Genomic DNA, 15,842 nt, shown 5'->3' with positions numbered 1-15,842 from the left:
ATGCCGCCGGAATTGGTGATCATTTCGCTCCGGAATACACATTGATCATCAAAATCGAAGTAGTTGGAAATAATATAAGCCAAATCACTTGCATCTTTATTTGCCTTTCTGGAAAGCCAGGAAAATAGCTTTAAAAGTGCCAAACCTAAGGGCGAGGCTACTTTTATAGTAAGATCGCTAATACTGATATCCATAGATCTTTGATATGCATCATCAAATCCTGTTAGGCTAAATTCGATGTCATATTCTGGTGGCCATTTTAGAGTAGAGTTCTCATCTTTTATATCGCCGAAAGGAACTATGTCTAGATAACCATATTTATTTGATTGAAGTCGGTGTTCACTCTTTTGATAGACAACAAAATCGCTCTTTTCGATTAGGGTATTTTTAATTTTATAGAACTCTTCCCAGCTTTTGCAGCAGATAGCTATATCAGTATCTAATGTTGCTCTTTGAGCTTCGTTTTTACCAAAATATTCTAAAAGAATATCTCGAGCTTTAGCTCCAATTAGAAAATAAGTACAATTATTGATAAGGGAAATTTTATTTATCAATTTAAATAAATCAATATTTTCTTCTGAAAAGCTATTCCATTTGTTCTTTAATGAATTTGTCATAAATAATTTCTGCGGTTTCTTGGTTGCGTTCATCTGATGAGCTTAATAAATCGGCATAAATCAAAATAAAGGGTACAACATTATGGTTGTATAACTTTGTATCAAAATTCCAAAATTTTTTTATCAGCTCAATATTCCCATTAATATTTTTCTTTAATCGGTATTTATACTGTAGTAAAGGCAATTCATTTTCTGCATACAGTGTAATTATTTTTGGTTTTAGATATTGGGTTAATTTAGCAGCGGCTATTTCTCCTCCCCAAAGAAAATTAAAGTCTATTGGATTTGTTTCTTTTAATTTTTCAAGACTATCGCTGTTAAATTTTTCAATCATTAATTTGGGGCGTAATTTTTCGTTGTAACCAATACACCATTTGCTTAGTAAATTTTCTTTATTAAGTAAGACTTTTTCTCCATGAGTTTTTTCAGTTATATACCCGTATTTTTCTAATATTGAAAAAGTTTTACTTACACTCCCAAGTGCTACATCACTCATTTTTGCAATGTCACGGTAGTTATGGTTTAAGGCACTTTTCATTGTTAATAATGTAAAAATAATTTTTATGCTGGCAACGCTAAGTGTGAAAGAGTTTGTATCTAATTGGTTTGATTTTTGGGGTGTTTCACCTTTAATAGAGATATAGACTGGGTCAGTATTTATAAACATATTTCCTGAAAAATCTATATATTCAATATTCGCATTTTGCAATTTTTCAGCAAGATTTTTATTTATGTACTTAGTAATTAGTATGCTTTTTTTATCTAAATGATGCATATGCTGAATTATTGCACCCACGTTTGTTTGATCTATATTACCAATCATTTCAGGATTAAAACTAAGCTCAGTATGAGGTTTTATATAGATATAAAGTTGATTGATTTTTTTGTCATACTTGCATTGAAATCCTAGCTTATCTTTAATATTAGATATCAATTGTTCAGTATTCATAGCTGTTTACCATTGTGCCCTTTGTTCATAATTATAGTATGTTCATTAAAAATGAACAACATTGAAAAATGAACAAATTATATTAACCAATTGTTTTTAAATATTTTCGTGTAAAATAATTTCAAGGCAAATAATTTAATCCATGTGGAAATCCTAGGTTATTAAGTAGGGGAAATCATAGTTTATTGTGTTGCAACAAGAAATTTTACTGATGAGATAAAAATCTTTGGGACTAAGGGGACAAGTGGGATGTCCTCATCATTACTGGGCTAGATTCGTCCCAGCCTTCTATTGCAACACTGGGACGCATGGGACATGAGTAATTCTTACATATTGAAGGCTATGATTAATTCGCAATTCGCGAATTAATGACATGGCATGTTTAGTATTTATTTCCAATATCATTCGATACCGTTTATTTGAATTCGATCTTTTTTGCTTGACAAGATTTGAAGGAATACGCAATACTTTTTCCGAGCTTGAAGTTGAAGCTTTCATAGCCAAAAGGCTAGTGAATATCAATTACTTGTCCAAATTTAGTCGGATAGGCATTTGAATTCATCTCCAGGGACGGTGCAGGTCGGCATTATGCTGAATGAATAGTCACATGCGGAGTCCCTATGTCTTTACAAAAACCAACACGTTTACATCTATTAAACGAATTTGAATCTGCGCCACATTCTGCGCTTTTTAATCAACAAACCATTGCTGCGGTATTAAGCTGCTCCACTCAGTTACTTGAACGTAACCGTTGGGCGGGTGGTGGTGTTCCTTATTTAAAAATTGGTCGCAAGGTGTTGTACCGAAAAAGCGATGTGGTGAATTTTCTCCAACAACAAAAAATTTATTACTCAACCAGTGACGAAGGTCAGTTACAGCTCGTTGAGAACGCATAAATTTAAAATTCGTCAGAATGAATTGGATTCATTCCGATGGTTTGACTGTTGTTTGGAGAATAATCTATGTCACAAAATCATGTTATTGAATTAGACAATACACTAAAGCAGCGTCCAATTGTATGTGACTATGCTGGTGGTCGTTTTCGATTAACTGCTGAGGGGTTAACTTTTATCGGTATTGATAAGGATGGCACTCCTTTACCACCACGGTGGATATGTCCACCATTGTATGTCGTGGCAAAGACCCGAGATGCTCAGAGCGGTGAATGGGGTCGTTTGCTGGAATGGCAGGATGATGATGGGGTAACTCACCAGTGGGCGATGCCATTGGCTTTATTGCAAGGTGATGCCTCTGATGTGAGGCGAGAGCTGGCAAGATTGGGATTGAGTATTTCTCCTAATAGAACGGCTCGTGATTTGTTAGCCTCCTATTTACAAGTCTTTCCAGTAGACGCTCGCGCACGATGCGTTGATAAACTGGGTTGGTATGGGGATGTCTTTGTAACAGCTTCTCAATGCATTGGGAACTCAACAGAAAAAATTGTATTTCAAAATACCAATGCCATTGAGCCTGCTGTATCAGTGAAGGGTAGTGTTGAAGAATGGCGAGACTCAATAGGTCGTCTGGCTTCCGGAAACTCAAGACTGGTATTTGCCATCTCGGTAGCACTTGCGCCAGTTCTGGCAAAAATTGTTGGTGAAGATTCAGGCGGATTTCATTTCAGAGGCGCATCCTCATCAGGCAAAAGCACTGCATTGAGTTTAGCTGCCTCTGTTTGGGGCAACCCACAATCTTATTGCCGTTTATGGCGTAGCACCACCAATGGGCTTGAAGGCTTAGCCGCATTACACAATGACGGCTTGCTGATTCTTGATGAACTCAGTCAAATGGATCCACGAGAAGCAGGGGAGGCGGCTTATTTATTGGCTAATGGCCAAGGAAAAACACGTGCCTCTCGTACTGGCACAGTCAGGCAATCCTCTCGATGGTCGCTATTTTTCTTATCTGCTGGTGAAGAGTCTTTGACAGCACTCATGGCAAAATCAGGACAGCGCATTAACGCAGGTCAGGAAATCAGGCTTGCAGACATTGAAGCAGATGCAGGCAGTCAGATAGGGATCTTTGAAATGATTCACGATCAACTAAGCCCCGCCAGCATGGCATTATCGCTTAAGAAATACAGCAGCCGATATCACGGTGCAATTGGTTTGGCGTGGCTGAATCAAGTTGTTGCCAACAGGCAGACAATCAGCCGATACATTACCGATACCATCCAAACCTTTATTGACTCAGTCATTCAACCCGATGCAACAGGGCAGATTATTCGTGTTGCCAGACGCTTTGCACTGGTTGCTGCTGCCGGAGAACTAGCCAGTCAATTTGGACTGACTGGGTGGCAAAAAGGTGAATCGTTCCAAGCTGCAAAGGCTTGTTTCATTGCATGGCAGGATACTTTTGGGGTTGATGGTCAACGAGAGGATCGTGCCATTATGGCGCAAGTACGCGCCTTCTTTGAATCTCATGGTGCCAGCCGATTTGATAACGCCAACTCACCCAACAATGACAAGATTCTCAACCGAGCAGGATTTTATCATACAGATAACGAAGGGTTTCGAGTCTACATGGTATTAACCGAGACGTACAAAAATGAACTGTGCAAAGGCTTTGAACAACGCGCTGTGACACGGGTTTTATTACAAGCCGGATGGCTGAAACCTGCATCTGATGGCAAAGCCTCACACAAGCCAAGAATCAAAGGAGTTGGCACACCAAGGTTGTATGTGTTTACCGGAAAAATTTGGGGAGGTGAATAAAATTTGACTATGCAAATGGTTTCTACGTTGAGCACCGAAGGTGCGAATAAGACTCGTGAAGTTTGGCAACCAGCTCGCTGGTTAGCTAACTTCACCTATCTTGCCCTGTATTTTGAAATTTATTTTGGAACTGCAATTTTGTAATTATTCGTAATTGTTCGTTACGTAACGATTAATAACAAAAATAATCATGAATAAACGGAAATAAATAATAAATTACCGAAAATTACCAAAAAGGGCTTTGCCAGTGACCGAAAAGGTCGAAAATAAATAGAAATAAACGTAACTATTCACCCCTACGCCCCGCTGCTTGTCAGCGGGGTCCAGAGTCCTTTATTAGATCGCATGGATCCCGCTGACAAGCAGCGGGACGTAGGTAGAGAGGAGGGCGGTTATAAACGAACAATAAAACTCAACGGATTGATTAACCAGTAATATAGAGAGTAAACCATGAAAAAATCCTTAACAGAAAACATAATGACTTCTACACAGAGCCAACAAAGAACGAACGCCAGAAAAAATAAAGTGGCATTCCTGGCTATGCGCGAAGACATTTCAGAAGCCTTGGAAAAAGGGTGGTCGATTACTATCATATGGGAAACGCTTAGGGATGAGGGAAGATTCACCGCAACTTACAATACGTTCCGGTTATACGTATTAAAATACTTGAATGATCAAAAGTCAGGGTATTCACAAAGGATGTCAACGTTCAGCAACCGAAGAGGCTTGCCATAAGAAAAAGCCGACCACCATGCCTTCATTTAGCTTTAATCCTATACCCAATTTAAAGGAATTATTATGGTGAAATGCATTTTTATTGGTTGATATAGGATCCAATAAGTCCCACACGCCCCACTTTTATTGCAAAGGGCGGGACGGCTAAAACCTAGTAGTGATGCGCCTACCCCAAATGTCCCCTTTGTCCCTGAGATATTGGACAACATGCTGAAGTGAATTTACGTTCATAAATTATATACGTTATCAATCGAGTCAGAGCTCATTGATTTTGTATTCAAATTAGCAACGTGGAGATCTGGAGGCAAGAGTTCTTAGGACATTATTTTGTCCGATCCTAATGAGCGCGTTAGGACAGATGGTATTTCCCCGCTTGGTATTATTGGGTTATAGCGTTTAGGAATTTCTGCGTCATTGCTGGGAAATTGCAGTGGCACAGAATAATTAAAATATCAATATGTACAAATAGTAGACGACCATGGCCTACAATTATAGATATAAATCTAGATTCTAAGGAAGGAGAATGGCTAAATATCCGGCATTATTAAAAAGCTCAGAGATTTGTATTGCTAAGAGAGCGATAAAGTGCGCTTTTAATAAAAAACATGTGATGAAAAAAGGTGATATCTATTTGCTGATTAAATCTTCAACCATTAAGTTTCCATTTTCGCTTGAAAAGAAATACTGTAATCAATGTGCGACACATATTCTTAATGATGCAGAGATGAATTTAAAATCGATAATCGCAGCTAGGATTGAACTACAAGGTAAAATATAATTTGCTATTTTTTTATAATTTAGGCAAGAGGATACAAGGATCGTCACTTGGGGTTAAAATTGTAACTTTTTGCCTTCCTCTAGTCACACTGACCCTGAGATTTTGACGTGCTTGGTCGTTTATTTCCTCCTTGGAATTGAAACGTACAATACGATCTGGATTAGCTACTATTTCTCTTCTTACTCGCTGAGGCCAACCTTCAAAAATGATTACCTCATCGAACTGCTTACCTTTTGCTTTATGCATGTTCATCACAACAACTCCGGTTTCTGGTTTCGCAGTCATAGAGAGATGTTCTTGGACAAATGCTTGTCGAATGATAGATAATGCATTGCCATATTGGCTGTCTCGCCAATCTTGGGATAATTGTTGGCGAAGTTGAGTACCGCGTTCCAGTAACCGAATATTCTTAACTTCGTCTGCAATTTCTTTTAGGCGTTTACATGCACCATTTTCCATAGTACGTCCTATACTCCGCCAGTCTTCTTCAGGTATACCCGTCAATTCAAGAGCACAAATCTGATTGTACACCGTCAACATGTTTACTAAAATGCTGTTTTTACGAAGTGCATTACCATTATTTTGGCTAACTAATAACTCTTCGTAAGACTTCCGAATATTTGCAGCTTCCTTCAACGCTATCTGTGTTGGAGAATCTCCATTTTTGCCTTGAAAGTAGTTGCAAATCAATGTAATGAACTGTTCGAAATGGTTTTTTCTTCCAGAGGGTTGAAGCAGAAGCCCAACGATCTCCACTGCAAGAATTGCTGCATCCATCTCAATGACAGCAACATGGGCCACTGCTTTCATTCTTGCTGGAGGTTGGTGCAAAAAATCTGACACGAGGCGTGTTAATTTCTTGGTTGGTACAAGTATAGCTAATGACCAATTATCTACTTTCTGTTCTATCAATCGTTGGCGGGCGGCATAAACTTCAGTTACAAGTTTAGTCATTGCTGGTGCAGGAAATGAATCGAAATAATTAATAGATACGCCCTTGTAGGGATTTTGTCGAAAGTTGCTATTTAACAGGTCATTTCCGAACAATGCAATTTCTACATTTGGACTTCTATGATTATCAGCACTTAAGTCCACTTCTACCGGATTAAACGTTTTACGAAAATGCTCAAGCCTAGCTGGATTTGCTCCAATCCAATCGTATATCCGCTGCTCTGGATCAGCGAGTGCAATCAGTTGACAGAATTCTCCTAATGCTTGTACCACACGCCATTGTTGATCATTAGTATCTTGAAATTCATCAAAAATGATAACAGGATACATGGTAGCTATTAGGTGACGAACGCGACTGCTTCCATATAGTATATCACTGGCATAGGTCGCAAATAGATCAAAGCATACTTTTCCTTCTTTAATTGCTAAGCGGATACGTTCTGTTTGTTCAGTTGATTTTTTTGCTGTGTTCTGCTCATCTGTATGTGGTCTCTTGGGGAATTTTGCTCTGATCTCCGAGAGAGCAATCGACTCGTTTGAAGGAAGAAGAATTTCCAACTGGCGTGGAAGTCCGATAAGATATCCATGCGTCTTGATGATGCGCCAAAAGAAAGAATGATAGGTTTCGACATTGATACGTTTTTTTTGGGTTGAAGGGATTTTCTGTTCGTACTCAATGGCTTCCGTAACTCGCGACACACTTGCCCGTGCAAAGCTAAGAAAAAGAATCTGCTGATTCGGTCGAAGGTGATTTTTTGCTATTTGAGAGGCCTTAAGAATCGAGATTGTCGTTTTACCAGAGCCGGGGCCTCCTGTAACAAGCAGGTGCCCATTAAGTTCCATTACTTGAAGTTGTTTCTCAGTCAGTTGCATTCTCATCGACTCTTGAACTAGCTTGAGCCTCCTCTGCTATTAGACTGGATGTACAAGTAGCTTTTAATTGGATACAGGCATCCCGAAGCCATTTGGGGATTTCTGTTTCATAACACTGAGCTAGAAAGTCAGCGCATACTCCTTCTCCCTTATGCTTGCGGAGATATTCAGGTACCGCAGTAGAGGCCTGTTGTTCTGGATTAGGATATTTTTGAAGCAAATGTTGCGGCCAATCTATTAATCTGGCAAATCTTTGCAAAGCTGTCTCTGTGGTATTGTTCAAGATTAGGTTTTCAAATCCTTTTTCTTGGTGCATTAATATAACCTCAACTTGGCTTTCAATGAGAGTTTTGCTTTCGTCACTTTGTTTGTCACATAGAGCAAACGTCTTTTTTCCCAGATCACGGTAGAGCTGAGCCATTCCTGAGATATTACTTTCACCATCAGCATCTAACGTACAGATTCCGAGTTCTTCGAGTGAGGCGTATGTATCGGGATTTAGTTCTGCTAGACGCCTGCACACCGCAGGGAACGCTGATGCTTCTGTCGGGCCTTCCGCAATAAGAACGCGGCGAGCAAGTAAACCCTCACAGAAACGAGTACGAAACTCCTGCCGATAGCGTTTGAGTTTTACATTACTTGGTAAGGAGATTTTTTTCTGGATAAGTAAGCCGTCAGAATTTCGTCCTAATATAATTGTCTCCTCAATGTCGAATTCTTCTAATACATATGGGGAGTGTGACGTAAAAAGAGTTTGTGATGCTAGCTTTCGTACTTCATGCACGATCCGCTTTTGTGCATACGGAGGTATGGCAGTTTCAGGCTCTTCCATAGCAAATATAACATTCTGTTTTCTCTCTGCAATTTGAGAAAGCATAGCCAGCATCAGCATATTAATAGTGCCACTACCTTGTCGGTAAAACGGTGCGGAATGATTCCCATCATCAGTTGTTATGAATGCCGTGATAATTTTTCTAAGATGTTCCCGAGTAAGACTGGATACTCGTAGATGAGGTTCAATTCCCCATTCGCTGGGTACATATTTTTTAAGTGACTTATTGATACTTTCAAGTACAGGTGAGATGCCTAGATCTGGATTGCTTGCGACTTCAGTTTGCGACAAAACTTGTAGAGTATCTTCCCACATTTGTGGTCTGATTTCCTTCAGACGCAGGATAATATCAAGTAGACTTCCCCTTTCTAGACTCAGGGCGCGAGAACCTGTGCGAATAGAACGGAGATATAGAAAACCGCATACTTGTTTATCTTTCTTGGTGAAGGGTTGGGGTGTATCATTTTCAGTAAGGCTACGGGTAAAAAAAGTTTTCCCTTCGAAGTCATCTTCCTCTTCATTATACTGGCCATGAAAAGTAACTCGGAGTGCTTCTGAAATATGAACCTGATCAATTCCGGCTGGATCAGGTTTGACGTATAATGTATTTGTTGTTGAATCCCAAAACTCGATGTAATCACCAAACTTCGCTTGCTGTTCCTCAGTCAAATCTGTAATGGTGACTTCAATTTCAATATGAGGTATTTCAGTTGATTTATCCTTAATTTCCTCTTGAGTGTTGGAAGATTTGTCGCTGTTTACAGTTTTATCAGTCACATCGGTAGGTTCGGTTCTATATTTTCCCCTGAAGAAATCATGTTCATCAATAGGGGGGTATTTGTTAAGGCGATCAGGTCCGAGTACGAGATCAAGGGCTTCTAGAGTTGTCGTCTTACCGGTGTTGTTATCACCAATTAAGACACCATGTTTTGGAAACAAAATAGTTGCCTTACTTATTCCTCTAAAATTTTTTATGTCAATCCGACAAGCTCGCAAGGTGATTCCTCCCCAAGAAAAATATCAAACTCAAACCTCTAGCTAGAGGGGCCACAATTATCCACCATACTATTTGTATGATTAATTAATTGCATTATCCAAGGCATCAATTTTATCTGATAATTATAGAACAAGTGTTAGGGTGTTGTGTTGTTAATTGGGGAGTGCCCCCGTAATTGGTAAAGAGCCTGTTAATTGTCTACATTGCGTCTACATGACTTTTTGCGATTTTCTGAAAACTAACGTAACTACTTGATTTTATTGGTGGGCCCACTAGGACTTGAACCTAGGACCAACGGATTATGAGTCCGCTGCTCTGACCAACTGAGCTATGGGCCCGGAGAGGGGGTCATTTTAAACTTAATTTATTTAATCTTCTACTGTTTTTTATATTTTTTTAATGACTGTTTATAAAAACAGTCATTAAATTAACCTTCATCTCCTTCAAGGAAGCTTCTTAGCTTTTCTGAACGTGAAGGATGACGTAATTTGCGTAGTGCTTTTGCTTCGATTTGGCGAATGCGTTCGCGGGTTACGTCAAATTGTTTACCGACTTCTTCCAGTGTATGGTCTGTATTCATTTCGATACCAAAACGCATACGCAGAACCTTGGCCTCTCGTGGGGTCAGGGTTTCCAGTATTTCTAAAGTGGCTTCTCTTAAACCTTCCGCTGTAGCCATATCGATGGGGGATTCAATGTTGTTGTCTTCAATAAAATCACCCAGATGAGAATCGTCATCATCACCGACAGGAGTTTCCATTGAAATAGGTTCTTTGGCTATCTTCAGAACCTTGCGAATTTTATCTTCACTCAACTCCATTTTTTCGGCCAATTCTTCCGGTGTCGCTTCCCGGCCAGTTTCTTGCAAAATTTGGCGAGAAATACGATTGAGTTTATTGATGGTTTCAATCATATGAACTGGAATACGGATAGTACGAGCCTGATCGGCAATCGATCGTGTAATCGCCTGTCTAATCCACCAGGTTGCATAGGTAGAAAACTTATAGCCACGTCGGTACTCGAATTTATCGACTGCTTTCATCAAGCCAATGTTGCCTTCCTGGATCAAATCAAGAAACTGCAAACCGCGGTTGGTGTATTTTTTGGCGATAGAAATCACAAGACGCAGGTTAGCTTCAACCATTTCTTTTTTAGCACGCCTTGCTTTGGCTTCGCCAATAGACATTTTGCGATTAATGTCTTTGATTTCACTAATGGTTAAACCATATTCTATTTCAAACGAAGCCAGTTTGGATTGTAAGCGTAGTATTTCTTCCCGGTATTCTTCAATACGCTCAAGATCAAGTTTTTTGGCGTGTTTGCTGATAATGGTTTCTAACCAGCTCAGGTCTGTTTCCTGGCCAGGGAAGGTATCTATAAACAACTTTCTGGGGATGCGTGCTTTTTCGATACAAAGACGCATAATGCTTCTCTCAAATTCGCGGATATGATTACGCAATTGGCGAAAATGACGAGTTAATTTATCCACTTGTCTGGAAGTCAATTTGAGCTTCAGAAAAGAATCAGACATGGAATCGAGCAACTCCACCGTTTTTTTATTCGTACGGCCGTGCTCTTTAAGGGCTTTCATTGCCTTGTCAAAGGCTTCACGCAATTCATCAAAGTAAGCTTTTGCTTGCTCAGGATTGGGCCCGTCATCTACATCAGAGATGCCGCCTTCCCCGTCTTCATCTTCCTCATCCACATCAAGAAGAATATCTTCCTGTTGCTCTTCATCAAGCATGGAACCAATGTTGGTGGCCGGCGCTATTTCTTCATCAACATCAGCAAAACCACTAATGATTTCATTAAGACGAATTTCTTCGGCAAGGAAACGATCATAATCTTCAAGAACCAGTTGCACTGTTTCCGGATAATGCGCCAGGGATTTTAGAACCTGGTATATTCCTTCTTCTATGCGTTTGGCAATGCGGATTTCACCTTCACGAGTCAGCAGTTCTACTGTGCCCATTTCGCGCATATACATACGAACCGGATCAGTTGTTCTACCTGTTTCTTTATCCACAGAGGCGAGGACCATCGCTGCTTCTTCAATATCTGGTACTTCTTCAGTATTTAATAAGAGCGCAAGTTCATCTTCACTGGGTGGAAGCTCAAAAACTTTGATGTTCATGCCTTCCAGCATGCTAATGATTACATCAAAATGCTCCGTATCCACAATATTAGGTAATAAGTCATTAATTTGACTGTAAGTCAAATAACCTTGCTCTTTACCCAGGCTAATGACTTTCGTAATTTGTGAGCTTTGCTGATCTTGGTCATTCATGGTCATAGGCACTTCTGTTGGAACAATGGGAAATTACAAAAAGTTTTAAATTATAAACTGGGTAGCTGCAACATACCAGTATTTCAGTATTTTTATTTTTCAATTTCAGCTTGCCCATGTCTTTCCTTTAATAAATTTTGTAAACTGAGCCGTTCAGCTTCTGTTAAACCAGTTTTTCTGGATTTTTCTATGTATTGTCGTATCAATATCTCACGATTTTGCTTTTGTAAAAATAATAAGACATCAATAAATTCTTTAGTCAGCTCCTGCTCAGGCACTTGATGATCCCAGGCCGTTAATTTAACTATCAATTCAAAATAACTGCTATTGCGCCAGAATTCAATGAGTGTAGCAGTATTGGCATTGGGATTGTCTTTTAATTGTTGCAATAATTTCAATAAAATATGATGCTCCTGCTCATTGAGCAGTTCGGGGTTGATTTGTTGTATTGCTACAGAATAAATTTCGGGGTTTTGTAAGAGGAGCGCGATAGCAATACGCAGAGGCGAGCGAGAAATAGCGGCCTGTACTTCTGGTTTGCTTTCCGATTTTTCAGTAATCAAATTATTTAAGCGATGGCTTTCGATATGAGTCAAACGTGCCAAATCATCAATAAGCAACTGCTTGTATGATCCTTCAACCATTTTTTGTAAATAGGGTTTCACGGCGTTGACCAGCTGTGTTTTTCCTGCGGGATTCAACAAATTAATGTCTTTACTTAAAGTATCAAAGAAAAAGCGGTGAAGTGGGGTTGCTTGGCGCAAGAGTTCCAGGAAACCCTTTTTTCCTTCATTTCTTACCAGGCTATCTGGGTCATGCTCAGCAGGCAAGAAAATAAATCCAGCATCCAACCCTGCATTCAAATGCGGTAAACTGCTCTCCAATGCCCGCCAGGCTGCTTGTCTGCCCGCAGCATCACCATCGAAGCAAAAAATAAGATGTTTGGTATGTTTTGCCAGTAGTTGTATATGGAATGTGCTGGTGGCAGTTCCCAGGGTTGCGACCACATTAAAAATGCCATGCTGTGCCAAGGCAATAACATCCATGTAACCTTCAACAACGATAATACTATCCGGGGTTTTCTGTTGAGACAGGATTTGATGTAAGCCATATAACTCACGACTTTTTTGAAAAAGTATTGTTTCGGGGGAGTTAAGGTATTTGGGTTTTTGGTCTTTATCGAGTACACGGCCACCAAAACCTATTACACGCCCGTTTCTGTCGTGGATAGGGAACATAATCCGGTTACGATATCGGTCATAAATTTTACCGTCATCGCTTTTAATGAGCATACCAGTGTTCAATAGTTCGCGTTGATTGTTAGGGAAAGCTTTTTCCAGGTTATGCCAACCCTCAGGCGCATAGCCTAAATGATATCGCTTGGCAATTTCCCCGCTAAGACCTCTGCTGCGAAGATAGTCAATTGCCGTTTGTCCATTATACTTTAATTTTTTCTGGTAATACTGACTGACTTCTGACATGAGATTATAGAGATTGAGAGATGATTTATGTTTTTCTCCCGTACCATCCCGTGGAACACTTAAGCCTAAGCGAGTCGCGAGGGTTTCCACGGCATCGGTAAAACCTTGATTCAGATAATTCATGATAAAACTGATGGCGTTACCTGAGGCACCACAACCAAAACAATGATAAAATTGTTTTTTCGCAACGACGTTGAATGATGGGGTTTTCTCATTATGAAAAGGGCAACACGCAATATGACTGTTGCCTCTTTTTTTTAAAGGAACGTAGCCGTCTATCAATTCCACCAAATCAGTTCGGTGTAATAGATCATCAATGAATGGCTGTGGGATTAAGCCAGACATATTGGATCTCAGCTTAATTGCGCCTTTATCCGGGCGCTGACTTGAGCCATGTCAGCTCGTCCTTGTAATTTTGGCTTAAGGATAGCCATCACTTTACCCATATCAGACATTTTTTCAGCGCCAGTAGACTTAATCGCGTCGCTGATTAACGCATCAATTTCATCGTCTGTTAAAGGTTCAGGCAGGTATTTTGCAATGACATCCAACTCAAATTGTTCCTGAGCAACCAGATCGTCCCGGTTTGCTTTTTCAAATTGGGCAATAGATTCTTTGCGTTGTTTGGACATTTTGTCCAGGATGACTAACATGCGCTCATTATCTACTTCAATGCGCTCATCGACTTCAATTTGTTTTACAGCAGCACTAATTAAGCGTAAAGCATTGAGCAAGTTTTTGTCCTTTGCGCGCATAGCATCTTTAATGTCATTATTGATTTGTTCTTTTATAGTCATTTTAATTCCTTAAAAAACAAAAGGTCACATACGATGTGACCTTGGTGTAATATAGGACGAGCTGCGATTTGCTACCGAAACTGCCACGAAGGCCAATTTCAAATAAAAACAATTAAAAATAACAGAGCTTCCAAATCAGGGCACTGTTTAAGTGCCTCATGCAAACTTGCTTTCTAGTGCAGTCAATCTTGAAAAAATTAGATCAGGTAGTGCTTTTTTTACGTCGGTGACCAACACCTCGTTTTGAACTAACATCACGAGATATTTTTTTAAGATGACGTTTTACTGCAGCAGCTTGCTTGCGCTTACGCTCTGCGGTTGGTTTTTCATAAAACTCACGGCGACGTAATTCGGTTAAAATACCGGCTTTTTCACAAGAGCGTTTGAAACGTCGTAGTGCATATTCTGGGTTTTCGCCTTCTTTTACACGAACGGTAGGCATTAACTAGTCCTCTGGTTATTTAATCTTAATAGGTGGGCAATTCTAGTGCTAGATTTTCCACTCGTCAAGATTAATCTATACGTTTCTTGCTATTTTAGCAAATTACCAAGACATTGTTCTTTAATTTAATGGTATCTTTTGTCTGTGATATAATTGAAAAATGATTAAGATCTGGAAAGTTGATTTCGGCTATTGAGGTAGTTCATGCTTGTATTGGGTATAGAGTCTTCCTGTGATGAAACAGGTGTTGCTGTCTATGATTCAGAATCAGGATTATTATCCCACGCCCTGCATTCACAAATTGCTACTCATCGTGTCCATGGCGGTGTTGTTCCAGAACTGGCTTCAAGAGATCATGTGAATTATTTAATTCCTTTGGTTGATGAGGTACTAACTAAAGCGCAAATTTGTAAAAACGAATTGGATGGAATAGCCTATACCGCGGGGCCTGGATTAATTGGCGCTTTGTTAGTTGGCTCCTGCTTTGCCAAAAGTCTCGCCTATGCCTTAAATATTCCGGCATTGGCAATTCATCATTTGGAAGCCCATCTGTTAGCCGCAAAAATGGAAACTCCATCCCTGGATTTTCCCTTTATTGCTCTGTTGGTTTCCGGCGGTCATTGTCAACTGATAGAAGTAAACAACATTGGCGAGTATCGATTATTAGGAGACACTCTCGACGACGCAGTAGGAGAAGCTTTTGACAAGACAGCCAAACTGATGGGGATTCCCTATCCTGGTGGAGCCGTGTTGGCAAATTTAGCCGATCAATGCTTATCAACACCCTACCAATTCCCCCGCCCCATGACTGACAGACCAGGTTTGGATTTTAGTTTCAGCGGGCTAAAAACTCATGCCTTAAATACCTGGAATCAAAGTGCAAAAAAAGAAAACGACCGTTCAGAAATTGCAAAAGCATTTCAACAAGCAGTAGTCGAAACATTAATCATCAAATGCAAAAGGGCCATTAAAGAATCTCAATCAAAGCGCCTGGTGGTAGCAGGTGGGGTAGGGGCCAATAAAGCGTTACGTAACGCTTTGCAAAAATGGATTAAAGACATTAAAGGGGAAGTGTACTTCCCAGCCATGGAATATTGCACAGACAATGGTGCAATGGTCGCTTACGCAGGATGTTTGCGAATGCTGCGAGGGGAGAGTGATGGGGGGTGGGGTGTTGTAGTCAAACCTCGTTGGCCTCTTGCTTGAACGCCCGTCTTCGGCGCATCTTGCCAGATCATTACTCTAAAAAATGCTCATGTACTAATCTGTACACTCCGCTTTTTTAGTCGCAATGATCTGGCAACCTGCACTCGAATACGGGCGTTCAGGGTAGGTTGTCTTCGGCGCATCTTGCCAGATCATTACTCTAAAAAATGCTCATGTACTAAT

14 protein-coding genes and 1 tRNA gene are annotated in these 15,842 nt (G+C 40.1%); 6 read left to right on the top strand and 9 right to left on the bottom strand.

Annotated elements, in window-relative coordinates; genetic code table 11:
- A partial coding sequence (locus CC34_RS01000000116605; protein ID WP_050598234.1) for a nucleotidyl transferase AbiEii/AbiGii toxin family protein occupies positions 1-617 on the bottom strand: 617 nt, incomplete at its 3' end.
- Positions 586-1,566 (bottom strand): type IV toxin-antitoxin system AbiEi family antitoxin, encoded by a 981-nt coding sequence (locus CC34_RS0113515; protein ID WP_027227394.1) that lies wholly within the window; start codon positions 1,564-1,566, stop codon positions 586-588. The genes CC34_RS0113515 and CC34_RS01000000116605, both read right to left, overlap by 32 nt.
- Positions 1,567-2,186: 620 nt before the next feature.
- On the opposite strand from CC34_RS0113515, the gene CC34_RS0113510 reads away from it, so the two are divergent.
- From CC34_RS0113510 to CC34_RS0113490, 5 genes are all read left to right on the top strand, one after another.
- Positions 2,187-2,462 carry a MerR family transcriptional regulator gene (locus CC34_RS0113510; RefSeq protein ID WP_027227393.1) on the top strand — a complete coding sequence of 92 codons (276 nt, stop codon included), beginning with the start codon at positions 2,187-2,189 and terminating at the stop codon, positions 2,460-2,462.
- Between the two features lie 66 nt (positions 2,463-2,528).
- Positions 2,529-4,280 carry a DUF927 domain-containing protein gene (locus CC34_RS0113505; protein ID WP_027227392.1) on the top strand — a complete coding sequence of 584 codons (1,752 nt, stop codon included), beginning with the start codon at positions 2,529-2,531 and terminating at the stop codon, positions 4,278-4,280.
- Positions 4,281-4,283: 3 nt separating this feature from the next.
- Positions 4,284-4,424 carry a hypothetical protein gene (locus tag CC34_RS1000000117590; RefSeq protein ID WP_165481877.1) on the top strand — a complete coding sequence of 47 codons (141 nt, stop codon included), beginning with the start codon at positions 4,284-4,286 and terminating at the stop codon, positions 4,422-4,424.
- A gap of 306 nt (positions 4,425-4,730) precedes the next feature.
- On the top strand, positions 4,731-5,015 hold the full coding sequence (locus CC34_RS01000000116600; RefSeq protein WP_229309809.1) for a TraK family protein: 285 nt from the start codon (positions 4,731-4,733) through the stop codon (positions 5,013-5,015).
- A 523-nt stretch (positions 5,016-5,538) separates the two neighbouring features.
- Positions 5,539-5,793 (top strand): hypothetical protein, encoded by a 255-nt coding sequence (locus tag CC34_RS0113490; protein WP_027227391.1) that lies wholly within the window; start codon positions 5,539-5,541, stop codon positions 5,791-5,793.
- A 12-nt stretch (positions 5,794-5,805) separates the two neighbouring features.
- On the opposite strand, the gene CC34_RS0113485 is transcribed toward CC34_RS0113490, so the two are convergent.
- The 7 genes from CC34_RS0113485 to rpsU all read right to left on the bottom strand — a co-directional run bounded on the left by CC34_RS0113485 (position 5,806) and on the right by rpsU (position 14,453).
- Complete coding sequence (locus CC34_RS0113485; RefSeq protein ID WP_027227390.1) at positions 5,806-7,617, bottom strand: ATP-dependent helicase; 1,812 nt, start codon at positions 7,615-7,617, stop codon at positions 5,806-5,808.
- On the bottom strand, positions 7,604-9,445 hold the full coding sequence (locus CC34_RS0113480; RefSeq protein WP_027227389.1) for an ATP-dependent nuclease: 1,842 nt from the start codon (positions 9,443-9,445) through the stop codon (positions 7,604-7,606). The genes CC34_RS0113485 and CC34_RS0113480 overlap by 14 nt, the downstream gene beginning before the upstream one ends.
- Before the next feature lie 262 nt (positions 9,446-9,707).
- Positions 9,708-9,784, bottom strand: a tRNA-Ile gene (locus CC34_RS0113475).
- 89 nt (positions 9,785-9,873) lie between these two features.
- Positions 9,874-11,739, bottom strand: a complete 1,866-nt coding sequence (gene rpoD, locus CC34_RS0113470) for an RNA polymerase sigma factor RpoD (protein WP_027227388.1) — start codon at positions 11,737-11,739, stop codon at positions 9,874-9,876.
- Between the two features lie 86 nt (positions 11,740-11,825).
- The gene (gene dnaG / locus CC34_RS0113460) at positions 11,826-13,559 is read right to left on the bottom strand and encodes a DNA primase (protein ID WP_027227387.1); all 1,734 of its coding nucleotides are present in this window, start codon (positions 13,557-13,559) and stop codon (positions 11,826-11,828) included.
- 8 nt (positions 13,560-13,567) lie between these two features.
- The gene (locus CC34_RS0113455; RefSeq protein ID WP_027227386.1) at positions 13,568-14,011 is read right to left on the bottom strand and encodes a GatB/YqeY domain-containing protein; all 444 of its coding nucleotides are present in this window, start codon (positions 14,009-14,011) and stop codon (positions 13,568-13,570) included.
- A 202-nt stretch (positions 14,012-14,213) separates the two neighbouring features.
- Positions 14,214-14,453 (bottom strand): 30S ribosomal protein S21, encoded by a 240-nt coding sequence (gene rpsU, locus CC34_RS0113450; RefSeq protein ID WP_027222453.1) that lies wholly within the window; start codon positions 14,451-14,453, stop codon positions 14,214-14,216.
- A 204-nt stretch (positions 14,454-14,657) separates the two neighbouring features.
- Between rpsU and tsaD the strand changes: the two genes are divergently transcribed.
- Positions 14,658-15,659 carry a tRNA (adenosine(37)-N6)-threonylcarbamoyltransferase complex transferase subunit TsaD gene (tsaD, locus tag CC34_RS0113445; protein ID WP_028377810.1) on the top strand — a complete coding sequence of 334 codons (1,002 nt, stop codon included), beginning with the start codon at positions 14,658-14,660 and terminating at the stop codon, positions 15,657-15,659.
- Positions 15,660-15,842: the final 183 nt, after the last annotated feature.

Source organism: Legionella pneumophila subsp. fraseri (genome assembly GCF_000586315.1).
Taxonomy (GTDB): Bacteria; Pseudomonadota; Gammaproteobacteria; order Legionellales; family Legionellaceae; genus Legionella; species Legionella pneumophila_B.
This window is presented reverse-complemented; position numbering and strand designations above follow the sequence as displayed.